Source organism: Actinomyces oris (assembly GCF_006546825.1).
In the GTDB taxonomy this organism is placed as follows: Bacteria; Actinomycetota; Actinomycetes; order Actinomycetales; family Actinomycetaceae; genus Actinomyces; species Actinomyces oris.
Genome location: NZ_VICC01000002.1, coordinates 122,919 through 138,407, shown reverse-complemented (window position 1 = coordinate 138,407; position 15,489 = coordinate 122,919). Strand labels below are relative to the sequence as shown.

Annotated in this window: 13 protein-coding genes; 10 read left to right on the top strand and 3 right to left on the bottom strand. The window is 68.8% G+C overall.

Annotated elements, in window-relative coordinates; genetic code table 11:
* The first annotated feature begins 62 nt into the window (after positions 1–62).
* From FK267_RS03545 to infB, 4 genes are all read left to right on the top strand, one after another.
* Entirely contained in the window at positions 63–581 is a 519-nt protein-coding gene (locus FK267_RS03545) for a ribosome maturation factor RimP (RefSeq protein WP_075378347.1), read from the top strand.
* A gap of 193 nt (positions 582–774) precedes the next feature.
* Entirely contained in the window at positions 775–1,815 is a 1,041-nt protein-coding gene (nusA, locus tag FK267_RS03540) for a transcription termination factor NusA (protein ID WP_141406328.1), read from the top strand.
* Between the two features lie 118 nt (positions 1,816–1,933).
* Positions 1,934–2,266, top strand: coding sequence for a YlxR family protein (locus FK267_RS03535; protein WP_141406327.1), 333 nt, complete (start codon positions 1,934–1,936; stop codon positions 2,264–2,266).
* 91 nt (positions 2,267–2,357) lie between these two features.
* Positions 2,358–5,354, top strand: a complete 2,997-nt coding sequence (gene infB, locus FK267_RS03530) for a translation initiation factor IF-2 (protein ID WP_141406326.1) — start codon at positions 2,358–2,360, stop codon at positions 5,352–5,354.
* 119 nt (positions 5,355–5,473) lie between these two features.
* On the opposite strand, the gene FK267_RS03525 is transcribed toward infB, so the two are convergent.
* Complete coding sequence (locus tag FK267_RS03525) at positions 5,474–7,045, bottom strand: molybdopterin-dependent oxidoreductase (RefSeq protein WP_141406325.1); 1,572 nt, start codon at positions 7,043–7,045, stop codon at positions 5,474–5,476.
* A gap of 364 nt (positions 7,046–7,409) precedes the next feature.
* Here FK267_RS03525 and FK267_RS03520 point away from each other — a divergent pair, with 364 nt between their 5' ends.
* Genes FK267_RS03520 through FK267_RS03510 form a run of 3 tightly spaced genes read left to right on the top strand, consistent with a single transcriptional unit; the run spans position 7,410 to position 11,556 of the window.
* On the top strand, positions 7,410–9,752 hold the full coding sequence (locus tag FK267_RS03520; protein ID WP_141406324.1) for a nitric-oxide reductase large subunit: 2,343 nt from the start codon (positions 7,410–7,412) through the stop codon (positions 9,750–9,752).
* The gene (locus FK267_RS03515) at positions 9,752–10,681 is read left to right on the top strand and encodes a hypothetical protein (protein ID WP_075374511.1); all 930 of its coding nucleotides are present in this window, start codon (positions 9,752–9,754) and stop codon (positions 10,679–10,681) included. Before FK267_RS03520 ends, FK267_RS03515 begins: the two co-directional genes overlap by 1 nt.
* Before the next feature lie 50 nt (positions 10,682–10,731).
* Positions 10,732–11,556, top strand: coding sequence for a slipin family protein (locus FK267_RS03510; protein WP_141406323.1), 825 nt, complete (start codon positions 10,732–10,734; stop codon positions 11,554–11,556).
* Here the strand turns inward: FK267_RS03510 and rarD are convergent.
* Positions 11,507–12,499: an EamA family transporter RarD gene (gene rarD, locus FK267_RS03505; RefSeq protein WP_141406322.1), complete on the bottom strand. Its 993-nt coding sequence runs from the start codon at positions 12,497–12,499 to the stop codon at positions 11,507–11,509. The genes FK267_RS03510 and rarD overlap by 50 nt on opposite strands.
* A 197-nt stretch (positions 12,500–12,696) precedes the next feature.
* Between rarD and rbfA the strand changes: the two genes are divergently transcribed.
* The 3 genes from rbfA to FK267_RS03490 all read left to right on the top strand — a co-directional run bounded on the left by rbfA (position 12,697) and on the right by FK267_RS03490 (position 14,653).
* A complete protein-coding gene (gene rbfA / locus FK267_RS03500) occupies positions 12,697–13,194 on the top strand; it encodes a 30S ribosome-binding factor RbfA (protein WP_075378340.1) in 498 nt (165 codons plus the stop codon).
* Positions 13,191–14,285, top strand: a complete 1,095-nt coding sequence (truB, locus tag FK267_RS03495) for a tRNA pseudouridine(55) synthase TruB (RefSeq protein ID WP_075378339.1) — start codon at positions 13,191–13,193, stop codon at positions 14,283–14,285. Before rbfA ends, truB begins: the two co-directional genes overlap by 4 nt.
* A 71-nt stretch (positions 14,286–14,356) precedes the next feature.
* The gene (locus FK267_RS03490) at positions 14,357–14,653 is read left to right on the top strand and encodes a hypothetical protein (protein WP_075378338.1); all 297 of its coding nucleotides are present in this window, start codon (positions 14,357–14,359) and stop codon (positions 14,651–14,653) included.
* A 10-nt stretch (positions 14,654–14,663) separates the two neighbouring features.
* Here the strand turns inward: FK267_RS03490 and FK267_RS03485 are convergent, their stop codons facing one another.
* Complete coding sequence (locus FK267_RS03485; protein ID WP_141406321.1) at positions 14,664–15,485, bottom strand: ABC transporter ATP-binding protein; 822 nt, start codon at positions 15,483–15,485, stop codon at positions 14,664–14,666.
* Between the last annotated feature and the right edge of the window lie 4 nt (positions 15,486–15,489).

Here is a 15,489-nt window from a genome sequence, read left to right as displayed (position 1 = left end):
GACTATGTTGACCGCGTCCGTCCGAGCCCTCGGCTCGGGCAAGTACGGGAGGAAGAACGACCATGGCAGCCCATGAGCCGCGCAAGGATCCGCGCCAGCGCGCTGACGCTCTGGCCCGCAGTCTCACCGATCTGCTCGTTCCGATCGTCAACGACGCCGGGCTCCATCTCGAGAGCGTGGAGACTACTCGGGCGGGCAAGTACTCGGTCGTGCGCGTCTTCGTGGATCTGGTCGATGGTCCCGGAGACCTCGATCTCGACGCCCTGGGGCCCGTGACCGCGGCCATCTCCCAGGCCCTTGACGAGGCCGACCCCGTCAAGGGTCAGTACACCCTCGAGGTCTCCACCCCCGGAGCCGAGCGGGAGCTGACCACCCTGCGTCACTTCCGACGTGCCGTTGGTCATAGTGCCCGGGTGCGCACGGCCGATGACGAGCTCACCGGCGTCGTCACCGCGGCCGATGCGGACGACGAGGCCGACGAGCACAACGGCGGCATGGTCGGGATTGAGGTCGACGGCGTCGAGCACCGCATCGCGCTGGGGGACATCACCGAGGCGCGGATGGTGGTGGCCGGGCTCTAGAGCCGGGCAACAGGCCGAAGATTCATAAGATGCTCCCCGCGGATAGTGACCGGGAATAATGTGTGCCCTGATAACTGATAGGTTGACGGACCGGCCCGGACAGACGTGATGGACCATCCGACCCGTCACGGGCTACCGTCGACGGGAACCCAGTGCACACCCGCTCAGCGGAGCAGAGAGGACCCAAGGACCCATGGACATCAATATGCCGGAGCTGCGAGGCGCTGCCGACGAGCTCGGTATTGACCTGGACAACCTGCTGCCCGCTATCGAGGACGCCATCCTGGGGGCCTACTCCAAGGTTCCCGGGGCCATCCGTGGCGCCCACGTCGAGATCGACCGTCGCACCGGGCACATGAGCATCCTGGCCCCGGAGGTCGACGAGGAGGACCAGCCCACGGGGGAGTACTTCGATGACACCCCCGACGACTTCGGCCGCATCGCCCAGGCCACGGCCCGTAGCGTCATCGTCCAGCGCATCCAGGACCGCCGCGACTTCGAGGTCCTGGGCGCCTTCAAGGACAAGACCGGCGAGCTGATCTCCGGCACCGTGGAGCAGGGGCGCGACCCCCGTATCGTCTACGTGCGCCTGGATGAGGAGCACGAGGGCATCATGCCGCCCCATGAGCAGGTGCCCGGTGAGCGCTACCGCCACGGAGACCGCGTGCGCGCCTACGTTACCGACGTCTCGCGCGGCACCCGAGGAGCTCAGATCATCCTGTCGCGCACCCACCCCGGTCTCGTCCGCAAGCTCTTCGAGCGCGAGGTTCCCGAGCTCTCCTCGGGCGACGTCGAGATCGTCTCCGTCGCCCGGGAGGCCGGCCACCGCACCAAGATGGCCGTGCGCTCCAAGGTACGCGGCGTCAACGCCAAGGGAGCCTGCATCGGCCCCATGGGACAGCGGGTGCGCGCGGTCATGACCGAGCTCGGTGGAGAGAAGATCGATATCGTGGACTACTCCGAGGATCCGGCGCGCTTCATCGCCAACGCCCTGTCCCCGGCCCGCGTGGCCGCCGTGGGCGTCATCGACGCCGAGGAACGCACCGCACGCGCCATCGTCCCCGACTTCCAGCTCTCCCTGGCCATCGGTAAGGAGGGGCAGAACGCCCGTCTGGCCGCGCGTCTGACCGGGTGGAAGATCGACATCCACGCCGACGCCGAGTCCGGTGAGATCACGCCCGGCCAGGGCTCCCAGTCCGACGACGTGACAGGTCCCTCAGAGCTGGGCGACTGAACCGCCCTGCGGGGCGATGTAGACTTTCCGGCGGACCTTTGCGGGTCCTGCGCCGGGATTCCCCGGTTGCGGTACCCGCGTCAGCGGTTGCAGAGCAGCGGAAGGACGCCGACGGACGGTGGTCACCATCCCCCACGTGCCCGAGCGCACCTGTATCGGCTGTCGACAAAAGGCCCCGCGGACGCAGCTGCTGCGTCTCGTCCTGACGCCGAGCGGTGAGCTCGACGTCGATGCCCGGGCCGTCAGACCCGGGCGCGGCGCCTGGATCCACCCGGATCCGGCGTGCCTCGACCTCGCTGAGCGACGACGCGCCGCTCCACGCGCTCTGCGCACCGGCGGACCACTGGATGTGGCCCGGGTGCGCGGGTTCCTGGAGCGGAGGATGGTCAACGACCGCGAGGTCCCCGCTGCCCGACCGGGTGAGCGGACCACCGATAGCGAAGGCGGGTAGGAAGCCGATGGGCACCCGATGAGTACCCAGCGATGAGCTGCCTCTAGAAGCACCCACCCCTGTCCGGGGTGGGAAACCGGACAGGAGAAAAGTGGCTAAACCACGCGTTCATGAGCTCGCCAAGGAGCTCGACCCCACTGGCAAGAAGGTCACCTCGAAGGTGATCCTGGCCTGGCTCAAGGACCAGGGAGAGTTCGTCAAGGCGGCCTCCTCAGCCGTTGAGCCCCCCGTCGCTCGCCGGGTTCGCGAGCACTTCGCCGCCCAGGTGCAGGAAGCACCGGCGGACACCCAGGCCGACAAGCCGGCCAAGACCGACTCTCAGGCCCCCAAGCCCTCCAAGAGCGCCCCCAAGCCGGGCACACAGGGCGCCAAGCCGGGAGCCGCCGGTGCTCAGGACCAGGCTCCGAGCCCCGCCGCCAAGCCGGCCGCCCCCAAGCCGGGAGCCGGCGCACCCAAGCCAGGGGCTCAGGCCGCCAAGCCGAGTGACCCCACCCCGGCCCCGGTGACCACCGCCAAGCCGGCGCCCCAGCCGAGTGCTGCTGCTGAGGCACCCAAGGCCCCCAAGCCCGGAGCCGGCGCACCCAAGCCTGCGGCCGCCTCTGGCGCCCCGACGCCCGGCGCGCGCCGCAACGCCCCGACCCCGGGGCCCCGCCCCAGCGCGCCGCGCCCCGGCAACAACCCCTTCGCCACCTCCCAGGGCATGCCCCGCCAGGGTGGTCAGACAGGCCGAGGAGGCCAGCGCTCAGGCCAGTCGCGCTCTGGCGCGCCGCGCTCTGGCGCGCCGCGCCCTGGCAACAACCCCTTCGCCACCTCCCAGGGCATGCCCCGACCGGGTGGCTCCGGTGGCCCCCGTCCCCAGGGCGGTCCGCGCCCCGGTGGCCCCCGTCCTCAGGGCGGCGCACGGCCGCAGGGCGGTGCACGGCCGCAGGGAGCCGGACGCTCCGGTGCCCCGCGTCCGGGCGGTCCGCGTCCCAACCCGGGCATGATGCCCGGCCAGTCCTCCATCGGCCGTCCCGGCGCTCCGGCGCGTGGCGGCGCTGGCGGCGGTGGCCGCGGCTCGCGTCCCGGTGGCGGCGGTCGTCCCGGTGGCGGCGGTCGTCCCGGTGGCGGCGGTCGTCCGGGCGGCGGCTTCGGCGGACCCCGCGGTGGCCGCGGCGGTCGCGGTTCCACCCAGGGCGCCTTCGGGCGCGGCGGCGGCGCCCCGCGGGGACGCAAGTCCAAGCGGGCCAAGCGCCAGGAGTTCGAGCAGCAGAGCGCGCCGTCGATCGGCGGTGTCATCGTCCCGCGCGGTGACGGCTCCACCCCGGTGCGCGTGCGCCAGGGGGCCACGCTCACGGACCTGGCCGAGAAGATCAACGCCAACCCCGCGGCGCTGGTGACCGTCCTGTTCCACCTCGGCGAGATGGCCACGGCCACCCAGTCCCTCGACGAGGACACCTTCGCCCTCCTGGGCGCCGAGCTGGGCTACAACGTCCAGATCGTCTCGCCCGAGGACGAGGACCGCGAGCTCCTGGAGTCCTTCGACATCGACCTCGAGCCCGACGAGGACGACGCCAACCTCGTGCCCCGGCCCCCGGTGGTCACGGTCATGGGTCACGTCGACCACGGTAAGACCAAGCTGCTGGACGCCATCCGCTCCACCGACGTCGTCGCCGGTGAGGCCGGGGGCATCACCCAGTCCATCGGTGCCTACCAGGTGCGCGTCAACCTGAACGACGAGGAGCGTCCGATCACCTTCATCGACACCCCCGGTCACGAGGCCTTCACGGCCATGCGTGCCCGCGGCGCCGAGGTGACCGACATCGCCATCCTCGTCGTGGCCGCCGACGACGGCGTCATGCCTCAGACCGTCGAGGCCCTCAACCACGCCCAGGCGGCCAACGTGCCGATCGTCGTGGCGGTCAACAAGATCGACAAGGAGGGCGCCAACCCGGACAAGATCCGTGGCCAGCTCACCGAGTACGGTCTGGTCCCCGAGGAGTACGGCGGCGACACGATGTTCGTGAACATCTCCGCCAAGCAGCGTCTTCACATCGACGAGCTCCTCGAGGCCGTCCTGCTGACCGCGGACGCCGCCCTGGACCTGCGGGCCAACCCGGACACCGAGGCTCGCGGCGTGACCATCGAGGCCAAGCTCGACAAGGGCCGCGGCGCCGTGAGCACCATCCTGGTCGAGCGCGGCACGCTGCGGGTCGGTGACCCGATCGTGGCCGGAAGCGCCTACGGGCGTGTGCGCGCCATGTTCAACGAGCACGGGGAGAACCTCACCGAGGCCGGCCCCGCCCGCCCGGCCCTGGTCCTGGGTCTGACGAACGTGCCCAGCGCCGGTGACTCCTTCATCGTCGCCCCCGATGACCGCACGGCCCGCCAGATCGCCGACAAGCGTGAGGCCGCCGAGCGCGCCGCCCTGCTGGCCAAGCGCCGCAAGCGGGTCTCTCTGGAGAACCTCACCGATGTCCTCAAGGAGGGCAAGGTCGACACCCTCAACCTCATCCTCAAGGGCGACAGCTCGGGTGCGGTCGAGGCCCTCGAGGACTCCCTGCTCAAGATCGACGTCGGCGAGGAGGTCGCGCTGCGCGTCATCCACCGCGGCGTGGGTGCCATCACGCAGAACGACGTCAACCTGGCCACGGTGGACTCCGCCGTCATCATCGGCTTCAACGTCCGGCCCGCCGAGCGAGTCTCGGAGATCGCCGACCGCGAGGGCGTCGACATGAAGTTCTACTCGGTCATCTACAACGCGATCGAGGACGTCGAGGCCGCCATGAAGGGCATGCTCAAGCCCGTCTACGAGGAGGTCGAGCTCGGTACCGCCGAGATCCGGCAGATCTTCCGCTCCTCGAAGTTCGGCTCCATCGCCGGCTCCATCGTCCGCTCGGGCATCATCAAGCGGGGCACCAAGGCCCGCCTGGTGCGCGACGGCGTCGTCATCAACGGCGACCTGTCCATCGAGACGCTGCGCCGCGAGAAGGACGACGTCACCGAGGTCCGCGAGGGCTACGAGTGCGGTATCAACCTGGGCTTCAAGGACCTCGCCGAGGGCGATGTCATCGAGACCTGGGAGATGCGCGAGAAGCCTCGCGACTGAGAACGACCACGTCCATCAACGGTGGCCGGCCACCCCGCACTGGGGTGGCCGGCCACCGTGTCAGACGGACCCGCATCGCCTCGCCCGCGAGAGAGAAAGTGCGGGTGGGGCGATGAGCGTCAGATGCGCGCGTTGACGTCCTGGTACCCGGAGTCCTCGCGGGTCCCGCCCATGCCGTCACCGACCTCGCTGTAGTGACGGATCAACGTCACCGACCGCACCCACTTAATCATCTTGTAGCCGTGGCTCGTCTCGCAACGCAGGCGCAGCGGAGCACCGAACATGCCCGACAGCGGCGCGTCATTGCGACCCCAGGCCAGGATCGTGTCATCCTCGAGGGCCATGTCCAGAGGCAGGCACGTGTAGTACGGCTCAACCGGACGCCCATCGTGCATGCTCTGGGCCATGCCGAAGGACTCGAACATCACCCAGCCGGCCTCGGGATCGATCTGACCGACCTGCGCGAGCAGGTCCCGTACACGGATCCCCGTCCACTTGGCGATCCCCGTCCAGCCCTGCATGCAGGTGTGCATGGTGATCTGGGACTGGCTGGAGATCGCCTTGAGCTCCGCCAGGGAGAAGGACGCCGGCGCCGAGACCATGCCACCCACCTCGAGGCGGAAGTCGGCGAAGTCGTTCGCCGCCAGCTCCTGGTACTCCGGGGACTCCTCCCGTGAGGGGGTGCGGGTGTTGACCCAGTGGAACTTGGAGATGTCCTTCTCCGTCCACGGCTTCTTAGTGGCCTGCTGCGAGCTGAAGCGGTCCACCGTGAGGTGGCGGATCCCCCGCGTGGCGTCCCACAGGATCCGCTGGCTGCGACGGGTGTCCGTCAGCGTCCAGTAGGACATGGCGATCCACAACGCCACCACGACGAGGATCGTCCCGATCACGGTGACGTAGGCCTGACCCACCCGATTCGGGTCGTAGTAGCCGAAGACGATGTGGGTGAGGTTGTGGGGAGCGTGCACGATGAACACCAGGCCCACGTGAACGATGGCGAAGCCCAGGTAGATGAACATGCCGATCAGGTGCAGGGAGCGGGCGGCCTGGCGTCCGCCGAACATCTTGGCGTACCAGGGGAAGCGTCCCACGACGGCGGGGGACATGACCGGTCCCGTGACGATCATCAGAGGAGCGGCGATGAAGACGATGAAGAAGTACCCCAGCTGCTGGAGGCTGTCGTAGGGGGTGAAGTCGCACAAGGACGGGGTGCGCAGGTGCGCGTAGGTCAGCAGGGAGTCCCAGGCGTCGGGCAGGATCTGCCACGTGGTGGGAACCAGGCGGTGCCACGCCCCGGTGCCCACGAGGAAGGCGACGTAGATGACGCCGTTGAGCAGCCAGAAGCTGGTGGCCACCCCGTGCCAGGCGCGCCCCAGCCCGATCTTGGCCCGGCCGGGCAGGGACAGGAGGGGAGAGAGGTCGCGCTGATCGTCTCTGGCGGTGAAAGCCCCCTCCTCGAGGGGCACCTTGTCCTTGGTGAACCGGATCCACTCGGAGCCGGGCTCGCACTGGTCCTTGAAGTAGAAGCGCGGGTGCGAGGCGATGACCTCAATCCCGGAGCGGATGAGCACGCCCATGAGGAGGAAGTTGATGAAATGGGTGACGCGCAGCCAGAGCGGGAAGATCTCAGTGTCCGCGCACTGCTGGGCGACGTCGTTGGCGGTCTGTGCGGCTAGGGGCAAAAGGGACATCATCGTGCCTTACAAACGGGGTGACAAACATTCCGTATAGATCATTGTACTGCTGTGTGTCGGTTCTATACAGGGGGTGATGACAAGGTGTCGCGATCAGGTGTCGATGCGTCCGAGAGAAAGTTAAGTCACCCTTTCTTAAATAAGGAACATGAGGCTAGCTAAAATGGGTGGGGTTCTGGTCGTGGTGTCGTTCCACGTGTTGAATATCGACGGAGAGAATCTGAGGAAATAGGAGCGATTAGACGTTATATCGACGGAGAACTCCCGGATCGTTCCCCCACAATGCTCTGCAAGGCTTGTACGGTGGCTGTGACGATGCGGAAGACATCCGCCGTCTCCTGAGATACACGGAGGTAATCTCATGTCATCCGCTGCCACGACTGAGGGGGCGTCCTCCCGACGCGCTCGCCTCATCGGCAAGGGGTGGATCCAGGGGGTCGCCCTGGTCATGCTCTTCGGATTCACTGTCATGGGCCTGCTGGCCTACCGCACCTACACCAATTCCATGCCTCAGCCGCAGAAGGTGGTCACCGAGAGCGGTGAGACCCTCTTCACGACGCAGGACATCACCGAGGGGCAGAAGCTCTTCCAGGCCAGGGGGCTCATGGAGTACGGCTCCATCCTGGGGCACGGCGGCTACCTCGGTCCGGACTTCACCGCCGAGTACCTTCGCATGGAGGCCACGAGCGTCAAGAAGCAGCTCGCCGCCCAGGGGGTCGCCGACCCGGCGGCCGCCACCAAGGAGATGATGCGGACCAACCGCTACGACCCCTCCACGGGAACCCTGGTGTGGACCGATGAGCAGGTCAAGGCCTACAACGAGGCCGTCAGCCACTACACCACGATGTTCGGGCCCGACGCCCACAGCCACGGCCTCAAGCCGGATCTCATCACCGACCCCGTCCAGGTCAAGCAGGTGACGGCCTTCTTCGGCTGGACCGCCTGGGGCTCGTCAGCGCAGCGCCCCGGTCATGACTACTCGTACACGAACAACTGGCCCGCCGAGTCCTTGGTCGGCAACGCGCCCACCGGTGACCTCATGATCTGGTCGGTCCTGTCGCTGATCGTCCTCATCGGTGGAACCGGCGTCATGTTCGCCATCTACGGCCGCTGGAGCCAGAAGATCGGCTGGCACTCCGAGGAGGCCCCGGCCCTGTCCTTCCGGCAGCCCGAGGAGGTCGGACTGACCAAGTCGCAGCGGGTGGTGGCCTGGTACGTCTTCACCATCGCCGCCCTCTTCCTCGTCCAGACGCTCCTGGGAGCCCTGGCCGAGCACTACCGGGCCGACGTGCTGTCCTTCTTCGGCTTCGACCTGGGCCGGCTCCTGCCCTTCTCCCTGGCCCGCACCTGGCACGTCCAGCTCTCCTTGTTCTGGACCGCCATCGGGCTGCTCGCGGCCGGCCTGTTCCTGACCCCGTTCATCGCCAGGCGCGAGCCGAAGAAGCAGCACGTGCTGGTGTGGACCCTGTTCATCGCCGCCACGGTGGTCGTCGTCCTGTCCTGCCTGGCGGAGGGGGCCAGCCAGCACGGCCTGAGCTGGGCCAAGGGACCGCTGTTCGCCCAGCAGTGGGAGTACCTCGACCTGCCCTTCGTCTTCCAGGTGCTGTTGACCCTGGCCCTGTTCGTCTGGGTGTTCATCATCTGGCGCGCCATGCGCTCGCGCCTGAGCAACGAGCACGTGGCCAACATGCCCTGGCTGTTCATGTTCGCGGCCCTGGCGATCCCCGCCTTCTACGCCGTGGGGATGATGGCGCGCACCGGAACCCACGTGACCGTCGCCGAGTTCTGGCGCTTCTGGGTGGTGCACCTGTGGGTCGAGGACTTCCTCGAGCTGTTCACCACCGTCATGGTCGCCTACGTCTTCGTCCTGCTGGGCGTTGTCCGCGAGAGGATCGCACTGGGCATCATCTTCATGGACATCATCCTGTACTCCGCCGGCGGCGTCATCGGCACCATGCACCACCTGTACTTCTCCGGCACGCCGGTGGAGCACATGGCCCTGGGCGCCTTCTTCTCAGCCGCCGAGGTGATCCCCCTGACCTTCCTGACGGTGGAGGCCTGGGCCTTCATGCAGCTGGGAGCCAACCGCCACGGCAAGGAGGCCGGTCCCTTCCCGCACCGCTGGGCCGTTATGTTCCTCATGGCTGTCGGCTTCTGGAACTTCCTGGGGGCCGGTGTCTTCGGCTTCCTGGTCAACCTGCCCATCGTGTCCTACTACGAGATCGGGACCGCGCTGACGGCCAACCACGCTCACGCCTCCATGATGGGCGTGTACGGCTTCATGGCGCTGGCGCTGGGGATGTTCGCCCTGCGCTACCTGGTGCCGGCCGACAAGTGGCCCGAGAAGCTCGCCAAGACCTCCTTCTGGAGCCTCAACATCGGTCTGGCCTGGATGTGCTTCGCCACCCTGCTGCCGCTGGGCATCCTCCAGCTGCGCTACTCGGTGAGCACGGGCTACTTCGAGGCCCGCCAGCTCACCTACGTCACCAACTCGGTCAACACGATCATTGAGTGGGGGCGGATGCCCGGAGACCTCATCTTCATCCTCGGCGGAGTCCTGCCCTACCTCTACATCGCCTACCTGGGACTGAGGAACTGGCGTCGAGGGCGGACGGTGGACACCTTCGCCGAGGACGCCCTCTACGAGGAGATCCAGGGTGGGCGCAAGGCCTGGCGCGGTGAGCGCGCGGAGCTGAACGACTGATGGACTCACCCGACCTGAGCGTGTGGCTCATCGCCGCCTACGCGCTCATCATGCTGGCCGCTGCGTGGGCCGTGGACGTCCTCGGCTCACGCAGCGCCCGGCACTCCATGTCCTGGCGGCACTCGGACTTCATGTACCACGACGACGTCGACGGCTGGAGGTGCCACGAGGACCAGTGGCTGTGGCCCACCGCCTTCGACCCGGACAAGCGCGTCATCCGCTATGAAGGCGCCCATGCGATCTGCGGGCGCTGCCCATCCAAGGACAGCTGCTCGCCCACCCCCGGCCCACGGGAGATCACCCGGCCCGTCGACCCGTGGCCCTACTCCGACGCCGGACGCTTCCACCGCGGTGTGGGTCTGGTCATCGCCTGCGTCGGTGTCTTCATCCCGGTGCTGCTCATGGTGGCCTTTCACGCCGCCGGCGACCTCATCGTCCTGGGCACGACGACCGTCGTCGTCATCGTGGCCGGAGTCCTGCCGCTGGCCCGTCACCTGTGGAGCACCCCCGACAACGCGCCGGCCCACCTGCCCCACGTCGGCTCGCAGGAGTACCAGGAGGCGGAGGAGGCTCGTCGCTCATCGGGCACCGGGCCCGTCCCGGTGTCGATCAGTGCACGCCCCTCGGGATACCGCTCAGTGCGTGAGGCGGCCGAGGCGATCGCCACCGCTCAGGCCCGTGCGGCCGCAACGGGGCGCACCGTGCATGTCTCCTTCCTCTCCGGGGCTGACGGCACCGGGAAGGCGGACGGCGGGACTGTCGCCTCCGCTGCCTCCGTGGAGCCCGAGCTGCGTCGCGTCACCGCCCTGCGCACCCGCAAGCGCGTCCCGACCACTGGCGCCGAGAACGAGGCGGATGGAACCCGCGGCGGGGCCCGGCGCTCATGGTCCTCGGCGTGGAACGAGGCCACCGACACCACACGCAGATGATTCGGGCCCAGCCCTGAGCCACGTCGACTTACCTTCCCGAAGGACCCTTCATGACTACCACCACCACCGCCATTGCGGCCCTGGCCGTCCTCGTCCTGCTCGTCCTGACCCTCTCGCTCAAGATCATCACCCAGTACGAGCGGGGCATCGTGTTCAGGTTGGGGCGCCTGCGACCTGTCTACGACCCCGGCCTGCACCTGGTCGTCCCCTTCCTCGAGCGCCTGGTGCGGGTCGACACCCGCGTGGTCACCCTGACCATCCCGCCCCAGGAGGTCATCACGGAGGACAACGTGCCGGCGCGCGTCAACGCCGTCGTCCTGTTCAACGTCACCGACCCGGTCAAGGCCGTCATGGCGGTGGAGAACTACGCGATCGCCACCTCCCAGATCGCGCAGACCACGTTGAGGTCCGTCCTCGGCCGGGTTGACCTGGACACCGTGCTCGCCCACCGAAGCGCCTTGAACGCCGACCTGCGCGACATCATCGAGAAGCTCACCGAGCCCTGGGGCGTGGAGGTCAGTGTCGTCGAGATCAAGGACGTTGAGATTCCCGAGCAGATGCAGCGGGCCATGGCTCGTGGGGCTGAGGCCGAGCGTGAGCGCCGCGCCAAGATCATCAACGCCCGTGGTGAGCTCCAGGCCTCCGAGGAGCTGCGTCAGGCGGCCGACACACTCTCGAAGTCACCGGCCTCCCTCCAGCTGCGCTACCTGCAGACCCTCCTGGAGCTCGGCGCCGACCAGAACTCCACGGTCGTCTTCCCCCTGCCGATGGACATCATCGGACCGCTCCTGGAGCGCTTCGGTCCCCAGGGTGGCCTGCCGGAGGCTAACGAGGGCAAGGGCGGCGAAGGAGCTGGCGCACCGCGTCACCGATGAAGACTGCGACCGCCGCCCACACCAGGATCATGGCCGCCCATCGGGCCGTCGGGATCCGCTCGTGGAAGGCGCCCCAGGCCAGCAGGAACTGGATGGTTGGGGCGATGTACTGTCCCATCCCGACCACGGACAACGGCACGCGCCTGGTCCCGGCGGCGAAGAGCAACAGGGGCACGGCCGTGACCGGGCCGGCCACCACGAGCAGTGCCAGGATCCACCACCCTTGATCGGGGGCCTGCCAGGCCGATTGCCCCTGCCAGGCCAGGTGGCCCAGGTAGGCGAGCGCGACGGGAGTCACGACGGCGCTCTCCACCGTCAGCCCGGTCAGCGCGTCCACGTCGGGCCCGAGCTGCTTCTTGACCAGCCCGTACAAGGCGAAGGAGAAGGCCAGCGCCAGGGAGATCCACGGCAGCGAGCCCTGCAGCACCACGAGGAGGGCCACTCCAGCGCTCGCCAGCGCGATCGAGACCCGGTGAGCGGGGCGCAACTGCTCATGCAGCACCAGCGAGGCCAGGGCCACCGTCACCAGCGGGTTGATGAAGTAGCCCAGGGCGGCGTCGGCCGTGCGCGCGCTGTTGACGCCGTAGACGTAGACGAGCCAGTTGACTGAGACCAGCAGCCCGCAGACGGCCAGCATCCCCAGCAGGCGCGGTGAGCGCACCACGTGAACCAGCTGCGCCCAGCGGCGCCGCAGGGCGATGAGCATCAGGCAGGAGACGAGCGTCCAGAGGATCCGGTGACCGATGATCTCCACACTGCCGGCGGCCGAGAGGAGGTGGAAGTAGAAGGGGAAGACGCCCCACAGGGTGTAGCAGCCGATGACCAGAGCCATCCCAGTGCTATCGAGCGTCCCTGACGCCGAGGTCGCCGCGGCCTCAGGAAGGGCCGGTGGCGTAGCGGTGGGGCCGTCTTTCGAGGAGGATGCACCGGGGGAGGAGCTCATTGTGATCTGTTCCTGATCCGTTCGCGCTCGGGGATGGCTGCGGTGACCGTGTCGCCGCTCCGCGTAGCATAGTGAGGCGCACTGGACCGCCTCGGAAGGCTCCGCTCTTTCGCGGGTGAGGACGGCGCGCCGATCGGTCCCGATCGCTCAGCCCCGGGCCTGACAGGCCCGGACCCCGCACGTGAAGGAGCCCCGCCATGGCCGACGCCGCCCGCGCCCGCAAGGTCGCCGACCGCATTCATGAGACCGTCGCCCGCCTCCTTCAAGGGCGAATCAAGGACCCGCGCCTGGGCTTCGTCACCGTCACCGACGTCCGTGTCACCGGCGACCTCCAGCAGGCCACCGTGTTCTACACCGTCTACGGCAGCGATGAGGAGCGGGAGGAGACGGCCAAGGCGCTGCGCTCAGCCAAGGGACTCATCCGCTCCGAGGTTGGTAAGGCCCTCGGCATCCGCCTGACTCCTTCACTGTCCTTCCAGCTCGATGCCCTGCCCACCACCGCTAAGACCCTCGAGGACGCCCTGGCCCAGGCCAGGGTGCGTGACGCCCAGATCGCCAAGGTCGCCGAGGGAGCCACCTACGCCGGTGACGCCGACCCCTACCGCCACGATGAGGAGGATGAGGAGGCCGAGGACGGCGAGCCGGAGGCTGAGGAGAGCGACCACGAGCCTGCAACGGATGCCGAGGACCTGTGAAGGCCTCTGAGCGGGCCGAGCCCGTGGAGCGGACCGGCGCACGTCGTCGCCCCGACGTCCCCCGCGGCGCGGTCACGGCGGCCGACGGGATCCTCCTGGTGGACAAGCCCCAAAGGCTGACCAGCCACGACGTCGTCGGCGCCACCCGCCGCCTGGCCGCTACCCGCAAGGTGGGGCACGCCGGCACCCTCGACCCCATGGCCACCGGCCTGCTGCTGCTGGGCATCGGGCGCGCCACCCGCTTCCTTACCTACCTGGTGGGAGCCGACAAGACCTACGAGGCCACCGTTCGCCTCGGGGTGGAGACCACGACGGAGGACGCTGACGGGCAGATCGTCGCAGCCCGCGGCTGCCGGCCCTCGGACCTGCCCGAGGGCCGCCTCCAGGAGGCGCTCACAGCCCTGACCGGACCGATCCAGCAGGTGCCCAGTGCGGTCTCCGCCATCAAGGTCGACGGCGTGCGAGCCTACCAACGCGTCCGTGACGGGCAGGACGTCGACCTGCAGGCCAGGCCCGTCACCATCCACGAGCTGCGCCTGACCGCAGAGCCCCGGAAGGCGATCGTCGAAGCCGACGGCGCCTTCAGCGACGGCCCGGACGCAGCGGAGGCCGTCGACATCGACATCCTCGTCTCCTGCTCGTCGGGCACCTACGTGCGCGCCCTGGCCCGGGACCTGGGCCGGGCGCTGGGCTGCGGGGCTCATCTGACCGCGCTGCGGCGCACCGCAGTGGGCCCCTTCGACATCGACGAGGCCCACACCCTGGCGGACCTGTCCGCCCAGGTCGAGACCGATGCCTCCAACCCAGAGCCTCACGGGGTCACCACGCTACCGCTGGAGGAGGTCGCCCGGCGCTGCTTCGAGCGCCTGAGCCTGACCGAGGACGAGGCGCGCGCACTGCGCTACGGCCAGCCCCTTGACGCCGAGGTCCTGGAGAGGGGCGAGGCACCCGAGGGCCGGCGGCTGCAGGCCTCTGCGAAGACGGCCGAGCAGTGCGTCGTCGCCGGATTCGCCCCCGGTGGGCGCCTCGTGGCACTGTTGAGGCACCAGGGCCCACGTGCGCGCCCGGTACTGGTCCTGGACCCGGCCTGAGACGCGCACCCGGGCCGCCGGCCCGTCCGGCGAAAGCACACCCGATGAGCACCTTTGCGTGAGGAGACATGATGAGCCAGACCGGAGGATGCCGCTGCGGATGCGGCGGGCACGGCAAGCGCAACGAGCAGGACGAGCGGGCCGCCGCGCCCGCAGTCGCCCAGCCGGTGGGTGAGGGATACCGGCCCGAGCCCGCGCAGACCTCCCCGGAGGTCGTCGACGCCGTCGCCATCGCCTCAGCGGTGACGACGGCCCTGGGAGCGGGAGCGCCGCAGGGCGTCACCCCCGGGCACAAGGCCGGTAACCTGCTGGGCCTGCGTGATGTCTCTGCCTCGGGCGGTGGCGGTTGCGGCTGCGGAGGCCACTGACCCGGCCCCGTCACACGCTGTGGCGCTGGAGGGCCTCGGTGACCGTCGTCAGGCGTGCGGGGCCGTCAGCCTCCTCGTATCGTCCCAGGAGCAGGTCCTCCGTGATCTGCCCGTCCACGAGCACCAGGACACGGTCGGCCCGGGCCGCCACCTTGGAGTCGTGGGTGACCATGACCAGAGTCGTCCCCGAGGCGTGAATCTCCCCGAGCAGGTCGAGAATCTGCAGCGCGGTAGCGGAGTTGAGCGCTCCTGTGGGTTCGTCGGCGAAGACGATCCCGGGGTCGTTGATGAGGGCCCGGCAGATGCCTGCGCGCTGCAGCTGGCCGCCGGAGACCTCGGTGACGCCGCTGGTGGCCAGCTCGGCGATCCCCATGCGCTCCATGAGCTCCTCTCCACGCGCCGTGACCTCGGAGCGCGGACGCAGACCCGCCAGGAACCCGGGCAGGACGATGTTGTCCAGCAGGCACAGGGTGGTCATGAGGTGCGCCTGTTGGAAGACGAATCCGAAACGCGTCAGTCGCAGCGCCGCCAGCTCCTTCTCACTCAGGCTCGTGATCTCCTGGCCGCCCAGGAGTACCGAGCCGGCGTCGGGCCGGTCCATACCGCTCAGGCAGTGCAGAAGGGTGGACTTCCCGGACCCGGAGGGCCCCATGATGGCGACGAACTGCCCCTGCTCGACATCCAGGTCGAGGTCTCGCAGGACGGGGGAGTGGTAACTCTTGGACAGGTGCTGGGCCCGCAGAACCGGTTGCCCGGCTCCCACGGGGACAGCCGGTCCCGCGGCTGCTGATCCGGTGCGCCACGGGGAACGCGATGGGGTGGAGGCACGCATTCTG